Raw genomic sequence first — 16,614 nt, forward strand, 5'->3', positions numbered from 1 at the left:
CCGGCTTTCGGAGAGGAGGCGAACATGAGCACCGTGCCGGTCGTCGAGGCGCGCGGAGTGGTCAAGCGCTACGGCGCCACGGTCGCGCTGGACCACGCCGACCTGACCGTCCTCCCGGGACAGACGCACGCACTCGTCGGCCGCAACGGGGCCGGCAAGTCGACCCTGGTGTCCGTCCTCACCGGACTGACCGAGCCGGACTCGGGAACCGTGCGGCTGAACGGGGAACCAGCCCCGGCCCGGTCCGACCGGGACGCCTGGCGGTCGCGGGTGGCCTGCGTGTACCAGCGGTCGACGATCATCCCCGAGCTGTCGGTGGCGGAGAACCTGTTCCTCAACCGGCAGGAGACCCGCGGCGGCTTCGTCCGCTGGGCCGCGCTGCGCCGCTCGGCCGCGAGACTGCTCGAACGCTGGTCGGTGGACGTCGACGTGCACCGCCCGGCCCGGGAGCTGAGCGTGGAGCAGCGGCAGTTCGTCGAGATCGCGCGGGCCCTGTCCTTCGGCGCCCGGTTCGTCATCCTCGACGAGCCGACCGCGCAGCTCGACGGGGCCGCCATCACCCGGCTGTTCGGCCACCTCGCCGAGCTGCAGCGGCAAGGTGTCACCTTCCTGTTCATCAGCCACCACCTGCAGGAGGTGTACGAGATCTGTGACACGGTCACGGTGTACCGGGACGCCCGGCACGTCCTCACCGCGCCGGTCGCCGAGCTGCCGAAGGCCGGCCTGGTGGCCGCGATGACCGGGGAAACCGCCGTCACGGCCCAGGAACGGGCTTCGTCGGCGCGGTTCGACGTCGAACCCGTGCTGCAGGTGAACGATTTGAGCCTCGCCCCGTACTACGAGGACGTTTCGTTCGACATCGCGCCCGGGGAAGTCGTCGGGCTGGCCGGCGCGGGCGGCAGCGGCAAAACCGAGCTCGCCGAGTCACTGGCCGGGTTGCGCAAGCCCACCTCCGGAACCGTCTTCGTCGGGGACGCCCGGCCGCGGCCGGGCGACGTCCCGTCGGCCATCGCCGCCGGCATCGGTTTCGTCCCGGAAGACCGGCACCACCAGGGTTTCGTGCCGGAGATGTCCATTGCGGACAACACCACGATGAGCGTCATGGACCGGCTCGGGCCCGGCATCTTCGTCCGGTCCCGGCTGCGCGACCGGCTCGCGGGAAAACTGATCACGCGGCTGGCGGTGAAGACGCCCGGCCCGGAACTGCCGGTGTCCGCGCTCTCCGGCGGCAACCAGCAGAAGGTCGTCATGGCCCGTGCGCTCGCGGGCGATCCCCGCCTGCTCGTCCTGATCACCCCCACGGCCGGGGTCGACGTGCGGTCGAAGGAGTTCCTCCTGGGCAAGGTCGCGGAGGCGGCCGCGGCGGGCACCGCGGTGCTGATCGCCTCCGACGAGGTGGACGACCTGCGCCTGTGCGACCGCCTGCTGGTCGTGGTCCACGGCCGGCTCAGCACCGAACTGCCCGCAGGCCGGCAGGACCGCGAGGTCGTGGCGGCCATGGAAGGAGTCGACCTCGATGCCTGAAAGCCCCGTAGCGGTGGGCGTCCCGCCGCGGACGGAACCCGGCGCCACGCGACCGCCCCGGCGCATCGCCCTCGCTCGCCTGCGCGACTTCGCGCTGGTGCCGGGGATCATCGCGATCGCCGTCGTCGGCCAGCTGGTGAACCCGGTGTTCCTCCAGTACGACAACGTGCTCAACATCCTGCAGACCATGTCGGAGATCGCCCTGCTGGTCCTCGCGCAGACGATGGTCCTCGTCGTCGGCAAGATGGACCTTTCGCTGGAATCCACGTTCGGCCTGGCGCCGGGGGTGGCGGCCTGGCTGACGATCGGGGGCGGGCATTCCTTGGGGCTGCTGCCGTCCTGGGCCGCCGTGCCCGTGGTGCTGGCCGTCGGGGTGGTGGTCGGCGCGCTCAACGCCCTGCTGATCGTCCGGTTCGGGCTGAGCGGGTTCGTCGTCACCCTCGGCATGCTGATCGTGCTGCGCGGCCTGCTGACCGGCATCTCCGGCGGCCAGACCTTCTTCGGCCTGCCCGATTCGCTGCTCTACCTCGGCACCACGCTGTGGGCCGGGATCCCGGCCTCCATCTGGGTCTGCGTGCTCCTGTTCGCCGGCGGCATCGTGCTGCTCGGCTACACCCGGTTCGGCCGCAGCCTCTACGCGATCGGCGGGAACGAGGACGCGGCGAAGGCCGCGGGCATCCGGACCGATCGCGTCGTGTGGATCGTGCTGATCGGGGCCAGCGTCCTGGCCGCGCTCGGCGGGCTGCTGCTCTCGGGCCGGCTGGCCTCCGTGGCCGCGGCGCAGGGCAACGGCTACATCTTCACGGTGTTCGCCGCCGCCGTGATCGGCGGGGTGAGCCTGAACGGCGGCCGCGGCACGCTCTTCGGCGCGTTCACCGGGATCCTGCTGCTGTACATGATCCAGAACGTGCTGACCCTGGCCGGCGTGCCCGCGCAGTGGATCGGCGCGCTCAACGGCGCGATCATCCTCATCGCGCTGGTGATGTCCCGCATCACCAGCGGGAAGCGGCAGACCTGACGGCGGCGCTCAGCCGAGCCGGCCGTCGAGCTCCTGGATGTCGGCCAGGTGCGCGCGCAGCCAGCGTTCGGACGTGTCGACGTGCATCAGCGCGGCCGCGGTGGCCACCGCGGGATCGCGGGCGGCGAGCGCGTCGTAGATGGCCTTGTGCTGGGACAGCGTCACGTGCGTGACGCCCCGGTCGACCGTGCCGCGCCAGACCCGCGCGCGCAGGGTCATCGAGGAGATCCCGTCCAGCACCGCCGTGAGCGTCTCGTTGCCCGTCGCGGCGACGACCGCCCGGTGGAAGGCGGCGTCGAGCACGGTGAGGCGTTCGACGTCCGCGATCGCTTCGTGCATCGCGTCGAGCAGCTCGCCCACGGTGCGCAGCTGCGCGTCGGTGATCCGGGTGGCGGCCAGGCCGGTCGCCGCGGGTTCCAGGAGCCGGCGCACTTCGGTCAGCTCGAGGACGCTGCCGCCCTGCATGAGCGCGACCGCGCTGCCGAGGCCTTCCAGGAGCAGGCTCGGTGCGAGGCTGGTGACGTACGTACCGTCGCCGCGGCGGACTTCGAGGACCCTGGCCAGCGCCAGCGCCTTCACGGCTTCCCGGGTGGGGCTGCGGGAAATCCCGAGTTCGGTGGCCAGTTCGTGTTCGGGAGGCAGCTTGGCGCCGGCCGGGAACCGGCCGGACCGGACGAACTCCCGGATCCGGTCGATCGCTTCGTCGGTCAACGACTTCGCCATGGCACTCCTCAGGCAGCTTCTCCTGAGGGACTTTAGCGCGAAGACATGTGATGTCTCGGCGGTCACGGGGTACACGGCTCGGCGTCGACGTTGTCGCACGACACGTCCGCCCACACCGTCTTGCCGCCGGTATCGCGGTGCTCCCGCACACCCCAGCCCGCGGCGAGTTTCTCCACCATCAGCATGCCCCGGCCGCCGGAAGCGGTCTGCGACGGTGCGGCGACGACGGGGCGATCGAGGCAGCTGTCGTTCGACCTCGATGCGGACGCGGCACGGCGCCCGGGCGTGGCCCATCCGGACCTCGACCGCCCCTCGGCCGTGCTCGTGGGCGTTGGTGACCAGCTCGGTGACGACCATCAGGACGTCATTCAGGTGCGCCTCCCCGACCCCGGTCAGCGTGCGGGAAACCCAGCGGCGGACCTGCGCCGCCGCCGAGGCCGACGTCCCCCGCAGATCCAGCGACGCGCGGCCGTTCCTCCGGTCGGGCATGACGACATCACCCTTCCCGGGCTCCCCGTCCTCACTGCTGAAGACGTCCGCACTGGGGCGGTACCCCGGCGGCCCCGGGGTGAAACGCCACGACGCCGGCCGTCACGCCGCCCGCGGCCGGCTCAGGTCAGCAGTTCGAGCAGGATGCGACGCGCGTGGGCCAGCCCGGGCGCGTCCGGGCTGCCGATGTCGCGGGCGGTCTGCTCGGCGCGCGCGAGCTTGGCGAGCGCGGTGTGGACGAGCGGGTCGTAGCCGGCGCGGGCGGCCAGGACCGGCGCGCCGGGTGGCGGGCGCATGACGTGGCGCCACACCTCCAGGGTCTCGGCCGTGCGCCGGCGGACCGGTTCGTCGACGGCGGTGGTGCCGGCCAGTTCGGCGTAGAGCACCGCCAGCAGCGTGGCGACGACTGCTTCGCCGGTCGGCGGCTTGTTGTTGCGCAGGTTCTCGGACAGGGTGCTGCGGCAGGACACGGCCTTGCGGTTCAGCTTGCGGGTGTTGTCCTCGATCGCCCGGTAGGTCAGCCCGGTCTCGTCGACGAGGGCCTTGAGGTAGCGGGCGAAGTCGGCCCGGCTGGTGATCTGCCGCAGCCGTGGCGGCGGGGCCGCGGGCCGGGGCCCCCGCGTCAGCGGAGCGGGCAGCTGCAACCGCGGGATCGTCGGCGGATCGGCCGGGCTCGCCGGCGGTGCGCCGGTCGTGGCGCGCGCCACCGGGGTGAGGTCGAGCCGGCCGCGGGCGGGCGGGTCGAGGACGCCGCTGCCGTCGTCCTGTTCCGCCTTGGCGGCGAGGAAGCGGGTGAACACGACCTTGGCTTCGGCTTCGCCGGCGCCACAGGCCTGCACGATGCCGCGGTAGACCGGCCAGGCCAGCAACCGGGGCGAGGTGGGGTCGCACGCGGCCTGCAACACGCTGGGCTGCACCTCGGGCAGGGTCGAGATGATCGCGAACACGTTGCGGTCGACCGGAAACGTCGCCATCGCCTCGTGCAGGGCCCGCAGTGCCGGTCCGGGCGCGGTGGCCGACGTCATCGGCGCCGCCCCGGGCGGACGCGGCGCCGAGCCGGGTGGTTCCGCTCGCGTGCGGCGGCGAGCACGGTCAGGCTCAGCGCCACCGCGCTGCCCGGGTCCAGGCCGCGGACCATGAGCAGCGCCGCGAACGCCATCGCGGCCAGGGTGAGCAGTGGTTGCTGCAGGCCCAGCGTGCGGCAGCGCCGGCGGGGCGTGCCGAAGAGCGGGTGGAGCGGGACCCAGGAGGTCATGGTCGGCCCAATCTCGATGTTTCGTGCGGGTGTGGGCCACCGGAATGGCCGCAGGCCGTCCGCGGGGCAACGCGGGTTCGACGGCTCGGCGCATTACGGCGGCGTTCTGAGTTGCTGTTGATCGAACACGAAGAATCCGGTCGCGCACAAGCGAGAAGGCGTCCGGATTTGTCCCGGCCGTAACGGCAGGAAAACCGGCGGAAACCCGCCCAGGTGCGGCGTGATGTGGATCACGAGCCGTTTTACCCGGCCGGGCGCCGGTGTGCGGGGTTTCTGCTGGTCAGCCTCGCACATGTCAAAAAGGTGACAGTCTGTGGCGTTCGAGGCTTGTCCGGTGCCCCGGACGGCGTCTGGTCAGGCGGACACTCGAGCCCTAGATTCGGGTCCACGTCGCAAGATGTGGATCTCCGTGTCGTCCGACGTCAACTCGATGCTCGTCCAGCGGGTGGGAATCGAGGGCCGGGCACTGGAGCGCCCTGGGCAAAGGGATCTCCAGCCGCCCGGCCGTTTTCGCAGTTGAGCCCGGCGGGGTTCCGGCCGCCGGGCGTCTCGCCGCCGCGCCCCGCCGCGCCGGCCGCACTGGTGCGGCAAGTGATCGGCAGGTGGCCGCCCCAAGATCGGCAATGGATTTCCGTGCGTTTTCGCAGGGGGCTACGTGCGGTAGTCACCTCAGGGGAGTACCTTGTCTCAATTCACCGGATACGGTCACCCTCCCGGCGGGGCGACCACTTGGAGTCATGCCTCTTCGAGGGGTCGGACACGTCCGGGTCCGGTGGAGCGCGAATGCGTGTCCGGGCGGTCGTCATCGGCAACCTGGGCGGGCGCCGTTCCGCCGCTGCGCGAAGATCCACAATTGAATCTCTCCTTGATCGCAGTCGGGGCGAAGGGCCGAAGAATGGGGATTCGGCTCGGGGGGAGCATGGCCCTGGAGTGCGAGGAAAGTGTCATGACGAACCCGGTCGCCGGGTTTCCCCTGGTGCGAGCGGACTGCTCGAGCCGCAAGCGAGGTCAGTCGGCGCTGAGCCGGCTGCCGCACACCGACGCGTTCACCAACCACCGCGTCCTCAGCGTCGCGGACCGGATGCTCATCCTGTTCCTGCTGGTCGTGCTGGCCGACGAGCACGGCAGGCTGGCCACGCTGCACCGGCGGCTGGCGGTGGCCGCCGCGCGGGACCCGGAACACTGGGCCGCCGGACGGCCGGCGGACAAGCTGCCGAACTCGACCGCGAAGTGGCTGGGCAAAGCGGCCGTCCGACGTCCGCCGTGGGCGCGGATCGAGGAGTTCCTGCAGCTGCAGGTGCCGCCGCAATACCTGCCGGTGGTCCGCGCGGCCGCCGCCGGGCTGTTCTGCAAGGCCGACGGCAAGGAACGCCCGGACCCGGATTTCCGCGGGCCGGTGCACCTGCCGTCGTGGGCGCGGCACACCCGGGCGACCACCGAGGCGATCATCGCCGACGTGACCGCGATGCCGGCCCCGCTCGCCGCCGAGGAGGAGCCGGAAACCGTCGCGGCAAGTGAGCGCGGGCTGTCCGCCGTCCACGCCGACCTGGAGAAGACGGAGATGGTTCTGCGTCAGGTCCTGCGGGAATACATGCAGCTGCAGCGAGCCCACGACAAGCTGCGCAATGAGGTGGCCTACTGGGAAGGTTCGGTCACGGCCCAGGGCGAGCAGTTCGTCGAGTTCCACCAGCAGCGGCAGGAGCTGCGGCTGGTCAACCGCCGGTTCCAGGCGCTGCGCCGGCTGCACGTCGACTTGCTGGTGAAGCTGCATCCCGGCCTGTCCGTCGCGACCGTCGAGACGATCATCGAGGAGCAGCTGGAACCGGCGGCTGTCCTGGGTTCGCGCCCGGACTGGGAGTTCACCCGCTCCGCGCTCGCCGCGGAGGAGGTCGCGCCGGACCAGGCCGACGATGCCGGCCCCCGGCCGGCCGCAGCGGCACAGTGAGCGCATTACTTGCCGCGGAGGGATGACCCGCCCCGTCCGGGGGCGACCGGCCGGTGACCACAACGGACGGCGGGGGACCTCCGCGGTGGTGCGCCGTCGTGCTGCCGGACCCGGCGCTCGATCGGGGTGCTCACCTCGACGCCGGCCACCTCGGGTACCAGCCGGACGCTCGACGCGATCGCGCAAGCGGCCGAGGGGTCCACGATTCAGCTGATGTCGCCGGCCCGGCTACCGCCGCATCCGGCTACCGCCGCATCCCTACCACCGCATCCGGCTACCGCCGCATCCGCTACCGCCGCATCCGCTACCGCCGCATCCGCTACCGCCGCATCCGCTACCGTCCGGCCGGGTGCCGGGCCGTGAGGAGCGTGTGAAGAGTTCCGCGGTTCAACGGTTTTTCGCCGCGCTTCGTGGTTGAATCCATCGAATCGTCCGGCCGCGTGTTGACACGCCGTCGGGGCAAACGGATGCTCGGCGGACCGGCCGAAAGGCCGAACACCGGGCCGACGAGGGGGAACCGAGTCATGACCACCGTGCCGGCGGCTTGTCCCGAGGCGTCCTGGGGCGTCGCCCCCGAGCCGGCCGGGCGTCCGAGCCGGGCGGCTCGGTGATCGACGCCGATGGAGCCGGAACTCGTCGAGATCACCGTCACCGTGCCGCACCCACCCGCGGCGGTGTGGACGATCGTGGGCAGCCCGCACCTCTATCCGCGGTTCGTCCGCGGGATCACCTCGTGTGAGCCGGTTTCCGAAACCGCCGGCCGGGGTGCCCGCTACCGGTACCGGGCCGGTGGCGAGGGCGAGGCCGAGATCTTCGTCCACCGCCGGGACGAGCACCTCGCCTGGTCCGGTGTCGAGGGCAGGCCGCACCGGATGTCCGTGGTGCTGCGTCCGGTGCCGGCGGGCTCGGCGATCACGATCCTGCTCACCGTGCTCGACGGCCGTTCGCCGGGCGGACCGAAGATCCGCCAGCGGATCCTCGAGGCGATCGCGGCGATCAGCGACCACCTCGGTGGGGTCCCGGCGGCGGATCCGCTGCCGCCCCGCCCGTCGAAGCGCGAGTTCGCGCGGATCCTGGTCAAGGCCGGGGTCCTCACCCCGGCCCAGCCCACCGGGACGCTGCGGCAGCTGAGGTCGGTGGGCCGGTGGGGCTCGACCCTGGCCGGCGGCTACGAGGCGGTGGCGCGCCGCGCCCCCGGGTCACTCGCCCTGTGTGACGAGCGATCCGAGCGGACCTTCGGGGAGGTCGACGACCGCACCACCCGGTTGGCCGCGGTGTTGCAGCGTCACGAGATTTCCGAGGGGTCGCGCGTACTCCTGATGTGCCGCAACCACAACGCGATGGTCGAGGCGATGATCGCCTGCAGCAAGCTGGGTGCGGACGTGGCCCTGATGAACACCGGGCTGGCCCTGGGGCAGGCCGCCGAATTCGCCGTGCGGCACCGGTCGCGGCTGGTGCTCGCCGACGCCGAGTTCGCGGCCCTGCGCGCCCGGCTGCCGGCCGGGATCCCGCAGCTCTGGACCTGGCCACCCGGCGGCGGGTGGCACGGTGCGACCATCGAGGAGCTGATCGACGCGGAGCCGCCGGCCCGGATCGCGCCACCGGGCAAGCCCGGCCGGCTCGTGGTGCTCACTTCGGGCACGTCCGGTCCGCCGAAGGGAGCGCGCCGGCCGACCCCGCACAGCGTCGCGGACGCCGCCGCGGTCCTGTCGGAGATCCCGTTGCGGGCCGGGGAACCGATCCTGGTGGCCGCCCCGCTGTTCCACACCTGGGGCCTGGCCGCGCTCCAGCTCGGCATGGCGCTGCGGGCGGGTCTGGTGCTGCCCCGGCGCTTCGACGCGGAAGCGACGTTGTCGATGATCGAGCGCCGCGGGTGCACGGCGTTGTTCGCGGTGCCGACGATGCTGCGGCGGCTGCTCGATCTGCCGGAGAAGACGCGCGCCCGCTACGACCTTTCCTCGCTGCGCGTGGTCGCCAGTTCCGGCGCGGGACTGCCGGGGCGGCTGGCCGAGGAGTTCATGGACGCGTTCGGCGACATCCTCTACAACCTCTACGGTTCGACGGAGGTGTCGTGGGCGGCGATCGCCGGCCCGGCCGACCTGCGCGCGGCCCGCGGGACGGCGGGCCGGCCGCCGATCGGCACGGCGATCCGCGTCCTCGACCGCGCGGGCGCCCCGGTCCCGCGCGGCGCGACCGGCCGGCTCTACGTCGGCAACCGCCTGTTGTTCGACGGCTACACCGACGGGCCGCAGCTGGACGTCCGCGACGGCCTCATGGACACCGGCGACCGCGGGTACGTCGACGCGAACGGCCTGCTGTTCGTCCAGGGCCGCGAGGACGAAATGATCGTGTCCGGCGGCGAGAACGTGGCCCCGGCCTCGGTGGAGGAAGTCCTGCACACGTTGCCGGAAGTCCGTGAGGCGGCGGTGGTCGGGGTCCACGACGCCAAGTACGGCCAGCGCCTGGCCGCTTATCTGGTCCTCGTCCCGGGCGCGCAGCTGGACGTCGACACGGTGCGTTCCCACGTGCGCGAGCGTCTCGCCCGCTTCGCCGTGCCCCGGGACGTCGTGTTCGTCCAAGAGCTGCCGCGCAACGCCACCGGGAAGGTCGTCAAGCGGGAACTGCGCCGCACGTACCGCTGGTGACTTGAGCAGGCCCCGCGGCGTCTCCTGTGGCAGTGTCGTGAGTGGACGACGGCAGCCGGCCCGCGGAGGCATTGATGGTACACAAAGGACACAGCAGGTTGTTCGACGCGTTGACGACGAAAGGGACGGCGTTCAGCCGCGAAGAACGCGGTGACCTCGGGCTGCTCGGGCTCCTGCCGCACGCGGTCAAGACCCTGGACGACCAGGTGGCGCACACCTACCAGGAGTTCTCCCGGCGCCGCGACGAGCTCGACAAGCACATCTACCTCAGGGCGCTGCAGGACCGCAACGAGACGTTGTTCTACCGGCTCCTCGCCGAGCACGTCGAAGAGATGCTGCCGATCGTCTACACCCCCACCGTCGGCGAGGCGTGCGAACGGTTCAGCGACATCTACCGCCGCCCGCGTGGCCTGTTCGTCTCCTACCCCGACCGGGGACGGCTGCGGGAGGTGCTGCGCAACCGCCCGAACCGCGAGGTGGACGTCATCGTCGTCACCGACGGGCAGCGCATCCTCGGCCTGGGTGACCAGGGGATCGGCGGGATGGGGATCCCGATCGGCAAGCTGTCGCTGTACACGCTCATCGGTGGCATCGACCCGGCCCGCACGCTGCCGGTGGTGCTGGACACCGGCACGGACAACGTCGAGCGGCTCGAGGACCCGCACTACCTCGGGTGGCGCCACCGCCGGATCTCCGACGACGAGTACTACGCCTTCGTCGACGAGTTCGTGACGGCGGTGCGCGAGGAGCTGCCGGACGTGCTGCTGCAGTGGGAGGACTTCGCGACGGCGCACGCGCTGCCGATCCTCGAGCGCTACCGCGACGGGATGCTCACCTTCAACGACGACATCCAGGGCACCGCCGCGGTCACGCTCGGCGCACTGCACGGCGCGGCCGAGGCCGCGGGGCGCCCGCTGTCGCAGCAGCAGGTCGTCATGCTCGGCGCGGGTTCGGCCGGCATCGGCGTGCTCGAGATGATCCGCCGGGAGATGGTGGCGCAGGGGCTTTCCGACGCCGAAGCCGCGGAGCGGATCTGGGTCGTGGACATCGACGGGCTGCTCACCGACGACCGGCCGGGGCTTTCGGCCGGGCAGCGCCGGTTCGCGCAGCCGGCGAAGCGGGCCGGCGGCTGGGCCGGGACCGGTCTGGCCGACGTGGTCCACCACGTCGACGCCGGGGTGCTCCTCGGGCTGTCGACGGCGGCCGGGGCGTTCACCGAGGACATCGTGCGCGAGCTGGCCGGCAAGACCGAACGGCCGATCATCTTCCCGCTCTCCAACCCCACCAGCCGCGCCGAAGCGCATCCACGCGAGCTCGACGAATGGACCGGTGGGCGGGCGCTCGTCGCGACCGGCTCACCGTTCGCGCCGGTCGAGCGGCACGGCCGGAAACGCCGGGTCGCGCAGTGCAACAACGTCTACGTCTTCCCCGCGGTGGGACTGGCCGTCACGGCGGTGCGGGCCACCCGGGTCACGGACGAGATGATGCGGGTGGCGGCCAAGACGCTGGGCGAAGCGTCCCCCGCGCTGACCGATCCGGACGAGCCGCTGCTGCCCGCGTGGGACGACGTCCCCGAAATCGCGACCCGCATCGCCACCGCCGTCGCCCGCCAAGCCGTCGAGGACGGCGTCGCGCCCGGGAAGAGCGAAGACGACATCGCGCAGGTCGTCCGCCGGACGCGGTGGACACCCGAGTACCGCTAGTGAGGTCAGGCCGGGCAGCTGACGTCGTGCCGGGGGGTTTCCCGCGTCAGCAGGTAGTGGTCGGCGGCCGCCCGGGTGCAGGGGTTCCGCGGGTAGACGCCGTGGCCCGAACCCTCGTACGTCAGCAACGTCGTGTTCGCCGGCGCCTGGTGGTGGAGGGCGAGGGCCCAGGCGTACGGGGTCGCCGGGTCGTAGCGGGCGTTCAGCAGCAGGATCTGCGGCGCGCGCGGGATGTTCAGCCGGTGCGGCGGGTTCGCCGGCGGGCCGTGGACGCCCAGGCACGCCATCGCTTCCCCGTGGCTCAGCGTGCTGCCCCGCACGATCGGGCCGCGGTGCAGCTCTTCGGCGCGCAAAGCCGAGTACTGCGCGAAATCCCGGATCCGCAGGTCGAAGTCCTGGCAGACGACGGCCGGCCGGATCGACGCGTAGTTGTAGGTGAAGTGAGCGGTCACCGGCGGATGGCCGGCCGCGGTGCCGGCGATCACCTGGGCCACGTCGTCCCAGTCCGGGCCGTACATGTCCTTCACCACCCGGTCGCGCACCTCGATTTGCCCTTTCGGCGTCCCGTCGGTCACCTTCAGGGCTTTTCGCCAGACGGCGAGGACGTCCTGGCCGTGCAGCGCGCAGGTCGTCGTCCGGTCGCACCACGCGGCGAACTGGCGGAACACCTCGTCCGCGGCGGCGGCCCGGTCGCCCAGGAAGCGCCCGACGCCGGCGCTGTGGTCCATGGAGCTGTCGAGCACCATCGCCCGCACCCGGTCGCCGTGCTTTTCGGCGTACTGCTGGCCGAGCAGCGTGCCGTAAGAGATGCCGAGGAAGCTGATCCGCGCTTCACCGAGTGCGCGGCGGACCGCGTCCATGTCCTCGGCGTTGACGCCGGTGTCGGCGTGGTCGAAGACGGGGAGGTTGCGCGCGCGGCAGTCGGAAACCGTCTTCTCGCTGTACTCCCGCAGCGCGTCGAACTCGGCCCGGCCGGCCGGCTCGTCGCTCGGCGGCTCGACCGAGTTCTCGCAGTCGATCAATCCGCTGCGGCCGGTTCCGCGCACGTCGAAGCCCACGACGTCGAACCGGGCCTGGACCTCCGGGCTGAAAAATCCCGGCGTCAGCGCGAATTCCGAGCTCGCCGAGCCGGGCCCGCCGAGATCGGCCAGCAGCACGCCGAGGCGGTGGGCGGGATCGGTGGCCCGGTGCCGGGCCACCGCGAGGGAAATCGTCGGTCCGCCCGGTCGGTTCCAGTCCAGTGGCACCCGCACCGTGCCGCACTCGCCGTCCGGCGGATCGGGGCTGTCCGGGTCGTCGGGGCAGGTCGTCCAGGCGATCGGTGACGGCGACCAGCCGGCGTCCGCCACCGCGGGCGTGACCCCGGTCAGCAGAAGGGCACTCGCCAGAACCGTTCCCCACATCGGAGGCTCCTCCCCGTGCCGACCCCGGAGCCTCCGACCGTAGGGCTCCCCGGGTCCGGGCCACAAGGGCCGATCGCTCAGCGGGAGCGCTCCCGGATGCCGGCCAGTTCGGCGGGCGGCGGGCCGGGGTGCACGATCCCCAGCTGCCGGGTCGCGCGGGTCATGGCGACGTAGAGATCGTTGTGGCCCAACGGGCCGGCGAGGATCGCAGCCGGGTCGGCGACGATCACGGAGTCGAATTCCAGTCCTTTCGCCTGGCCGGGCGTCAGCACGACGACGGGATCGGTGAGGTCGGGCGGCGTGGTCACCGGCAAGGTCGCCGTGATCCGGGCGTGGTGCGCCGGCGGGGTGATGATCGCCAACCGGCCGTCGCCGTGGCGGGCGGCGAGGCCGGCGAGAACACCGGGCAGTTCCGCGAGCGTGGTGCGCTCGCGCCACGGCAGTTCGCCCGCGTGGCGGACGGAGCGGGGTGGCCGGAGGCCGGGATGGTGGGCGGCGAACAGATCGGCCGTGGCGGCCATGATCTCCGCCGGGGTGCGGTAGTTGACGGTGAGCTCGGCCAGCCGCCAGCGATCGTCCACATGCGATCGCAGCACCTCGTCCCACGACGCGGCGCCGGCCGGATCGCCGGTCTGGGCCAGGTCACCGACGATGGTCATCGACCGGGTGGGGCACCGGCGCATCAGCATCCGCCAGGCCATCGCGGACAGCTCCTGTGCCTCGTCGACGACCACGTGCCCGAACGTCCGGCCGATGCCTTCGCGCTGTCCGAGCACCGCGGCGGCTTCGTCCAGCAACGGCACGTCCGCCGCACTCCAGACCTCGCCCGGGGTGGCGAGCAGGTCGGCCACCACTTCCTGCGCGGTCAACGGCGGCCACAGTTCGTCCAGCACGACGCCGAGCCCGGCGTCGGCCAGCAGTGCGGTCCGCAGCCGGGCCGCGTCGGTCTCGTCGAGCATCCGGCGCGGGCCGTCGTCCTGCCCGGGATCGACCACCACGCCGGCGGCGGCCAGGGCCCGCAGGTCGGCCGGGCTCAGCCGGCCGTCGGCGCTGCCGCCGTCGAGGGCCTCGCCGGTTTCGGTCAGCACCACGTTCTCCATGCAGTCGATCAGGTCTTGCGCGAGCGACTCGACGATCTTCTGCCGGAAGACGAGCCGAGCCTGCTCGTACGGCAATCCGGTGCCCGCCGCGGCGGCCACGGCGCGGCGGCACTGACGCGGGTCCAGCAGCAGCACCTGCTGCTCGAACGCGATCCCGACCGGCTCGGTCGGCGGGCGCACCCGGGAACGCACCGCGGCCGCGATCCGGCCGGCCATGTCGGCCCGGCCCTTGGCCACGGCGTCCTCCGGTGAGTCGGTGCGGCCGACCCGGAGGCCCGGTTGCAGGCCGGTGATGGTCGACGTCACCACGGCGTGCTCGCCCAGGCCGGGCAGGACCTGCCCGATGTAGTCGAGGAACACCTGGCTGGGGCCGACGACCAGGACACCCCGGGTGCGCAGGTGCGGGCGGGTGTAGAGCAGGTAGGCCAGCCGGTGCAGGGCGACCGCGGTCTTGCCCGTCCCCGGACCGCCTTGCACCACCAGGACTCCGCGGTGCTCGTCGCGGACGATCCGGTCCTGCTCGGCCTGCAGCGTGGTGACGATGTCGCGCATCCGCCCGGATCGCTGCGCGGTCAGCGCCGCCATCAACGCGGCTTCCCCGACCAGGACGTCTTCGCCGTCGCCGGCCGCGGTGTCCGGGTCCAGCAGCTCGTCGTCGAGGGCGAGGACCACCCGGCCGCGGGTGGTGATCCGCCGTCGCCGCCGCACGCCGTCGGCGTCGGCCATGGTCGCCGTGTAGAACGGCCGGGCCGCCGGCGCGCGCCAGTCGAGCAGCAGCGGCTCGTCGTCCCGGAACAGGCCCAGCCGGCCGACGTGGACCCGGCGGCCGTCCCGCAGGTCGAGCCGGCCGAAGCACAGCCCGTCTTCCACGGATTCCAGCCGGCGCAGTTCCGCCTGCCAGAACGGCGTGGTCGTCCGGTCCGCCGCGGCCAGCCGGGCTGCGGCCTGCGCGCGCAGGGCATCCACCTCGGCGTACAGGGTGGTCACGTATTCCTGTTCGACGTCGAGTTCGCGGTCGGTTTCGTTCCTGGTCGGCACGCCTGAGCTCCCCTGCCATCCGGTGATCGGTGACATCGAGGGTGCACGACGATTCGGCGAAGAAACAGTCTTGTTCTTTCCGGCGGCCTCAGCCGTGCGCGCGGCGCTCTTCGTGCGCTTCGCGCGGCAATGCCTGCCGTAATCGGAGTCAGGCGGCGACCTTCTTGCGCTTTCGTGGGGACCGCGCCGTCGATTCCACGTCGGTGCCGTGCGCCTCCTCGTAGGCGGCGACCACTCCCGAGGAGAGCCGGCCGCGCTCGGAGACTTCGAAGCCGTTCGCGTTCGCCCAGGCCCGGATCTGCTGGTTGCGCTCGCGGTCGGAGGTGCTGGTCGATTGGCCGGTGGCGACGCGGACCTTGCGCCCGCCGATGCGGCGGCCGGCGCCGATGTAGCGGCTCAGCACGTGGCGCAGGGCGGTGGCGTTCCGGTCGGAAAGGTCGATTTCGAAGGTGACGCCGTCGAGGCTGAACTGGACGGTCTGGGCGGCGGTGCTGCCGTCGATGTCGTCGAGGATCTCGACGGAGACTTTCTGGGCCACTTCATGCTCCTCTGGTGGATGTGCGTCCAGGAACGCGACACCACAATGCGCAGCGTTCGTCGGGAAGTGTATCCAGAACCGGGCCGGAAAGGAAATTTCACCCGCCCGGAAAGGTGGGCGGGTCCGTTCGGCGTAATTGCCCGCATCGGCGGGAAGCGGGTGCCGGACGTCCAGGTCGGCGAGGTCCGCGAAATGGGCCGACATCGCCTCAACGGGTGAAGAACGACTTCGGACCGGTTCTTCCGGGGTCTTCGGTGCTCCTCGAAGCCCGTGCCGGCGGGGTCACCGGTCCGAAGTGGACTTTCCCGGTGGGCGGGGCGGGCCGTCGACGCCCGTCGGCGACCGGGTGAAATGGCTGGTGACGTCGACGCGGGCCCGGCCCGTCGCGCGAAAACGGAAAACGCCCGTCGATTTCGCTCGATGATCGGCGTCGGACGAATTCGAAGCCGTGCGCCCGGTGCGGCGGTGTGCCCGCCCGCGGGCCGCGATCGGCCGGGTCCGCGACCGCGCGGGGGTACGCCGGGCGAGGCCCGTGCGCCTGCGGTCGCCGGAGGGCTCGACGAGCCGGCGGCCCCGGTGCCGTGAAAGCCGGCGCGTCCGCGACCTAGCGTCCGCCCTCCGCCGGTCCCTTCGCCGGGCGGGCACGGCGGCGGCGAACGGGTGCGGCTCTCGGCCGGGCCCTCGACCTGTGGGGCGAACCCCCGGCGCCCGCGAACACCAGCGCCACTTCCGGCACTCTGCGTGACCGATCGGTGACACTTCCGTCCGGCCACGGATGCTCGCCGGTGTCAGGAGCCCGCGTGCGTGGCCGCCGCGCATCGGTGACGTCCCCCCCGGGGACGGGCGCGCCAATCGTGGGCGGTCGCATTCCCGTGGGAAATTTGTCCGCTTGACGGCGGCGCGCGAAGGATCTTCGCCGGGGGATCGGGCGCCGCCTCGCAATCGATCATTTCGTCGACGGCCTCGAGCCTTACCCGTTACCCGCCAATCGGGTGACGTCCCGTAAGGTGAAGCACAACTTTCGTTAGTTGCCCGCTTCGCGGTATCCCGTCTCCCGGCTCCGATCGTCACGCGGATGGCGACGGGTCTGCGCAGGTGAGCGCCCTGTCGTAAACTCAAACCTCCCAATCGAGGTAACATTTTCCGGCAGAAGAGTGAACAATAATCGGCGCTGTACTACTCGCTGTCTGGGTAAACCGGCGCGATTTTTTGGACATTTTCGCCAATGCTCCG

Annotated in this window: 11 protein-coding genes; 5 read left to right on the forward strand and 6 right to left on the reverse strand. The window is 72.0% G+C overall.

The window, feature by feature from the left end:
• Nucleotides 1-24: 24 nt before the first annotated feature.
• Both AB0M80_RS18660 and AB0M80_RS18665 read left to right on the forward strand, forming a co-directional pair.
• Nucleotides 25-1,524, forward strand: a complete 1,500-nt coding sequence (locus tag AB0M80_RS18660; protein ID WP_364565951.1) for a sugar ABC transporter ATP-binding protein — start codon at nt 25-27, stop codon at nt 1,522-1,524.
• On the forward strand, nt 1,517-2,542 hold the full coding sequence (locus tag AB0M80_RS18665) for an ABC transporter permease (protein WP_364565954.1): 1,026 nt from the start codon (nt 1,517-1,519) through the stop codon (nt 2,540-2,542). Before AB0M80_RS18660 ends, AB0M80_RS18665 begins: the two co-directional genes overlap by 8 nt.
• Nucleotides 2,543-2,551: 9 nt before the next feature.
• On the opposite strand, the gene AB0M80_RS18670 is transcribed toward AB0M80_RS18665, so the two are convergent.
• From AB0M80_RS18670 to AB0M80_RS18680, 3 genes are all read right to left on the reverse strand, one after another.
• Complete coding sequence (locus AB0M80_RS18670) at nt 2,552-3,265, reverse strand: FadR/GntR family transcriptional regulator (protein ID WP_364565957.1); 714 nt, start codon at nt 3,263-3,265, stop codon at nt 2,552-2,554.
• A 611-nt stretch (nt 3,266-3,876) separates the two neighbouring features.
• The gene (locus AB0M80_RS18675) at nt 3,877-4,779 is read right to left on the reverse strand and encodes a hypothetical protein (RefSeq protein WP_364565960.1); all 903 of its coding nucleotides are present in this window, start codon (nt 4,777-4,779) and stop codon (nt 3,877-3,879) included.
• Entirely contained in the window at nt 4,776-5,009 is a 234-nt protein-coding gene (locus tag AB0M80_RS18680; RefSeq protein ID WP_364565962.1) for a hypothetical protein, read from the reverse strand. The genes AB0M80_RS18675 and AB0M80_RS18680 overlap by 4 nt, the downstream gene beginning before the upstream one ends.
• 946 nt (nt 5,010-5,955) lie before the next feature.
• Between AB0M80_RS18680 and AB0M80_RS18685 the strand changes: the two genes are divergently transcribed.
• The 3 genes from AB0M80_RS18685 (at nt 5,956) to AB0M80_RS18695 (ending at nt 11,302) form a co-directional block, all read left to right on the forward strand.
• Nucleotides 5,956-6,954, forward strand: coding sequence for a hypothetical protein (locus AB0M80_RS18685; RefSeq protein WP_364565963.1), 999 nt, complete (start codon nt 5,956-5,958; stop codon nt 6,952-6,954).
• A 620-nt stretch (nt 6,955-7,574) separates the two neighbouring features.
• Complete coding sequence (locus AB0M80_RS18690) at nt 7,575-9,599, forward strand: AMP-binding protein (protein WP_364565965.1); 2,025 nt, start codon at nt 7,575-7,577, stop codon at nt 9,597-9,599.
• Between the two features lie 74 nt (nt 9,600-9,673).
• Entirely contained in the window at nt 9,674-11,302 is a 1,629-nt protein-coding gene (locus tag AB0M80_RS18695) for an NAD-dependent malic enzyme (protein ID WP_364565966.1), read from the forward strand.
• Between the two features lie 5 nt (nt 11,303-11,307).
• On the opposite strand, the gene AB0M80_RS18700 is transcribed toward AB0M80_RS18695, so the two are convergent.
• The 3 genes from AB0M80_RS18700 to AB0M80_RS18710 all read right to left on the reverse strand — a co-directional run bounded on the left by AB0M80_RS18700 (nt 11,308) and on the right by AB0M80_RS18710 (nt 15,381).
• Nucleotides 11,308-12,705: an alpha/beta hydrolase gene (locus AB0M80_RS18700; RefSeq protein ID WP_364565968.1), complete on the reverse strand. Its 1,398-nt coding sequence runs from the start codon at nt 12,703-12,705 to the stop codon at nt 11,308-11,310.
• A gap of 77 nt (nt 12,706-12,782) precedes the next feature.
• On the reverse strand, nt 12,783-14,843 hold the full coding sequence (locus tag AB0M80_RS18705) for an ATP-binding domain-containing protein (protein ID WP_364565969.1): 2,061 nt from the start codon (nt 14,841-14,843) through the stop codon (nt 12,783-12,785).
• 148 nt (nt 14,844-14,991) lie between these two features.
• Nucleotides 14,992-15,381, reverse strand: a complete 390-nt coding sequence (locus AB0M80_RS18710; protein ID WP_364565970.1) for an Lsr2 family protein — start codon at nt 15,379-15,381, stop codon at nt 14,992-14,994.
• Between the last annotated feature and the right edge of the window lie 1,233 nt (nt 15,382-16,614).

The organism is Amycolatopsis sp. NPDC051045, from assembly GCF_040682955.1.
Classification (GTDB): domain Bacteria; phylum Actinomycetota; class Actinomycetes; order Mycobacteriales; family Pseudonocardiaceae; genus Amycolatopsis.

What these genes read in the sequence shown, in the direction of transcription:
- AB0M80_RS18665 (WP_364565954.1), top strand. Translation starts at nt 1,517, where the DNA reads ATGCCTGAAAGCCCCGTAGCGGTGGGCGTCCCGCCGCGGACGGAACCC.
- AB0M80_RS18660 (WP_364565951.1), top strand. Translation starts at nt 25, where the DNA reads ATGAGCACCGTGCCGGTCGTCGAGGCGCGCGGAGTGGTCAAGCGCTAC.
- AB0M80_RS18690 (WP_364565965.1), top strand. Translation starts at nt 7,575, where the DNA reads ATGGAGCCGGAACTCGTCGAGATCACCGTCACCGTGCCGCACCCACCC.
- AB0M80_RS18700 (WP_364565968.1), bottom strand. Translation starts at nt 12,705, where the DNA reads ATGTGGGGAACGGTTCTGGCGAGTGCCCTTCTGCTGACCGGGGTCACG.
- AB0M80_RS18680 (WP_364565962.1), bottom strand. Translation starts at nt 5,009, where the DNA reads ATGACCTCCTGGGTCCCGCTCCACCCGCTCTTCGGCACGCCCCGCCGG.
- AB0M80_RS18685 (WP_364565963.1), top strand. Translation starts at nt 5,956, where the DNA reads ATGACGAACCCGGTCGCCGGGTTTCCCCTGGTGCGAGCGGACTGCTCG.
- AB0M80_RS18670 (WP_364565957.1), bottom strand. Translation starts at nt 3,265, where the DNA reads ATGGCGAAGTCGTTGACCGACGAAGCGATCGACCGGATCCGGGAGTTC.
- AB0M80_RS18675 (WP_364565960.1), bottom strand. Translation starts at nt 4,779, where the DNA reads ATGACGTCGGCCACCGCGCCCGGACCGGCACTGCGGGCCCTGCACGAG.
- AB0M80_RS18695 (WP_364565966.1), top strand. Translation starts at nt 9,674, where the DNA reads ATGGTACACAAAGGACACAGCAGGTTGTTCGACGCGTTGACGACGAAA.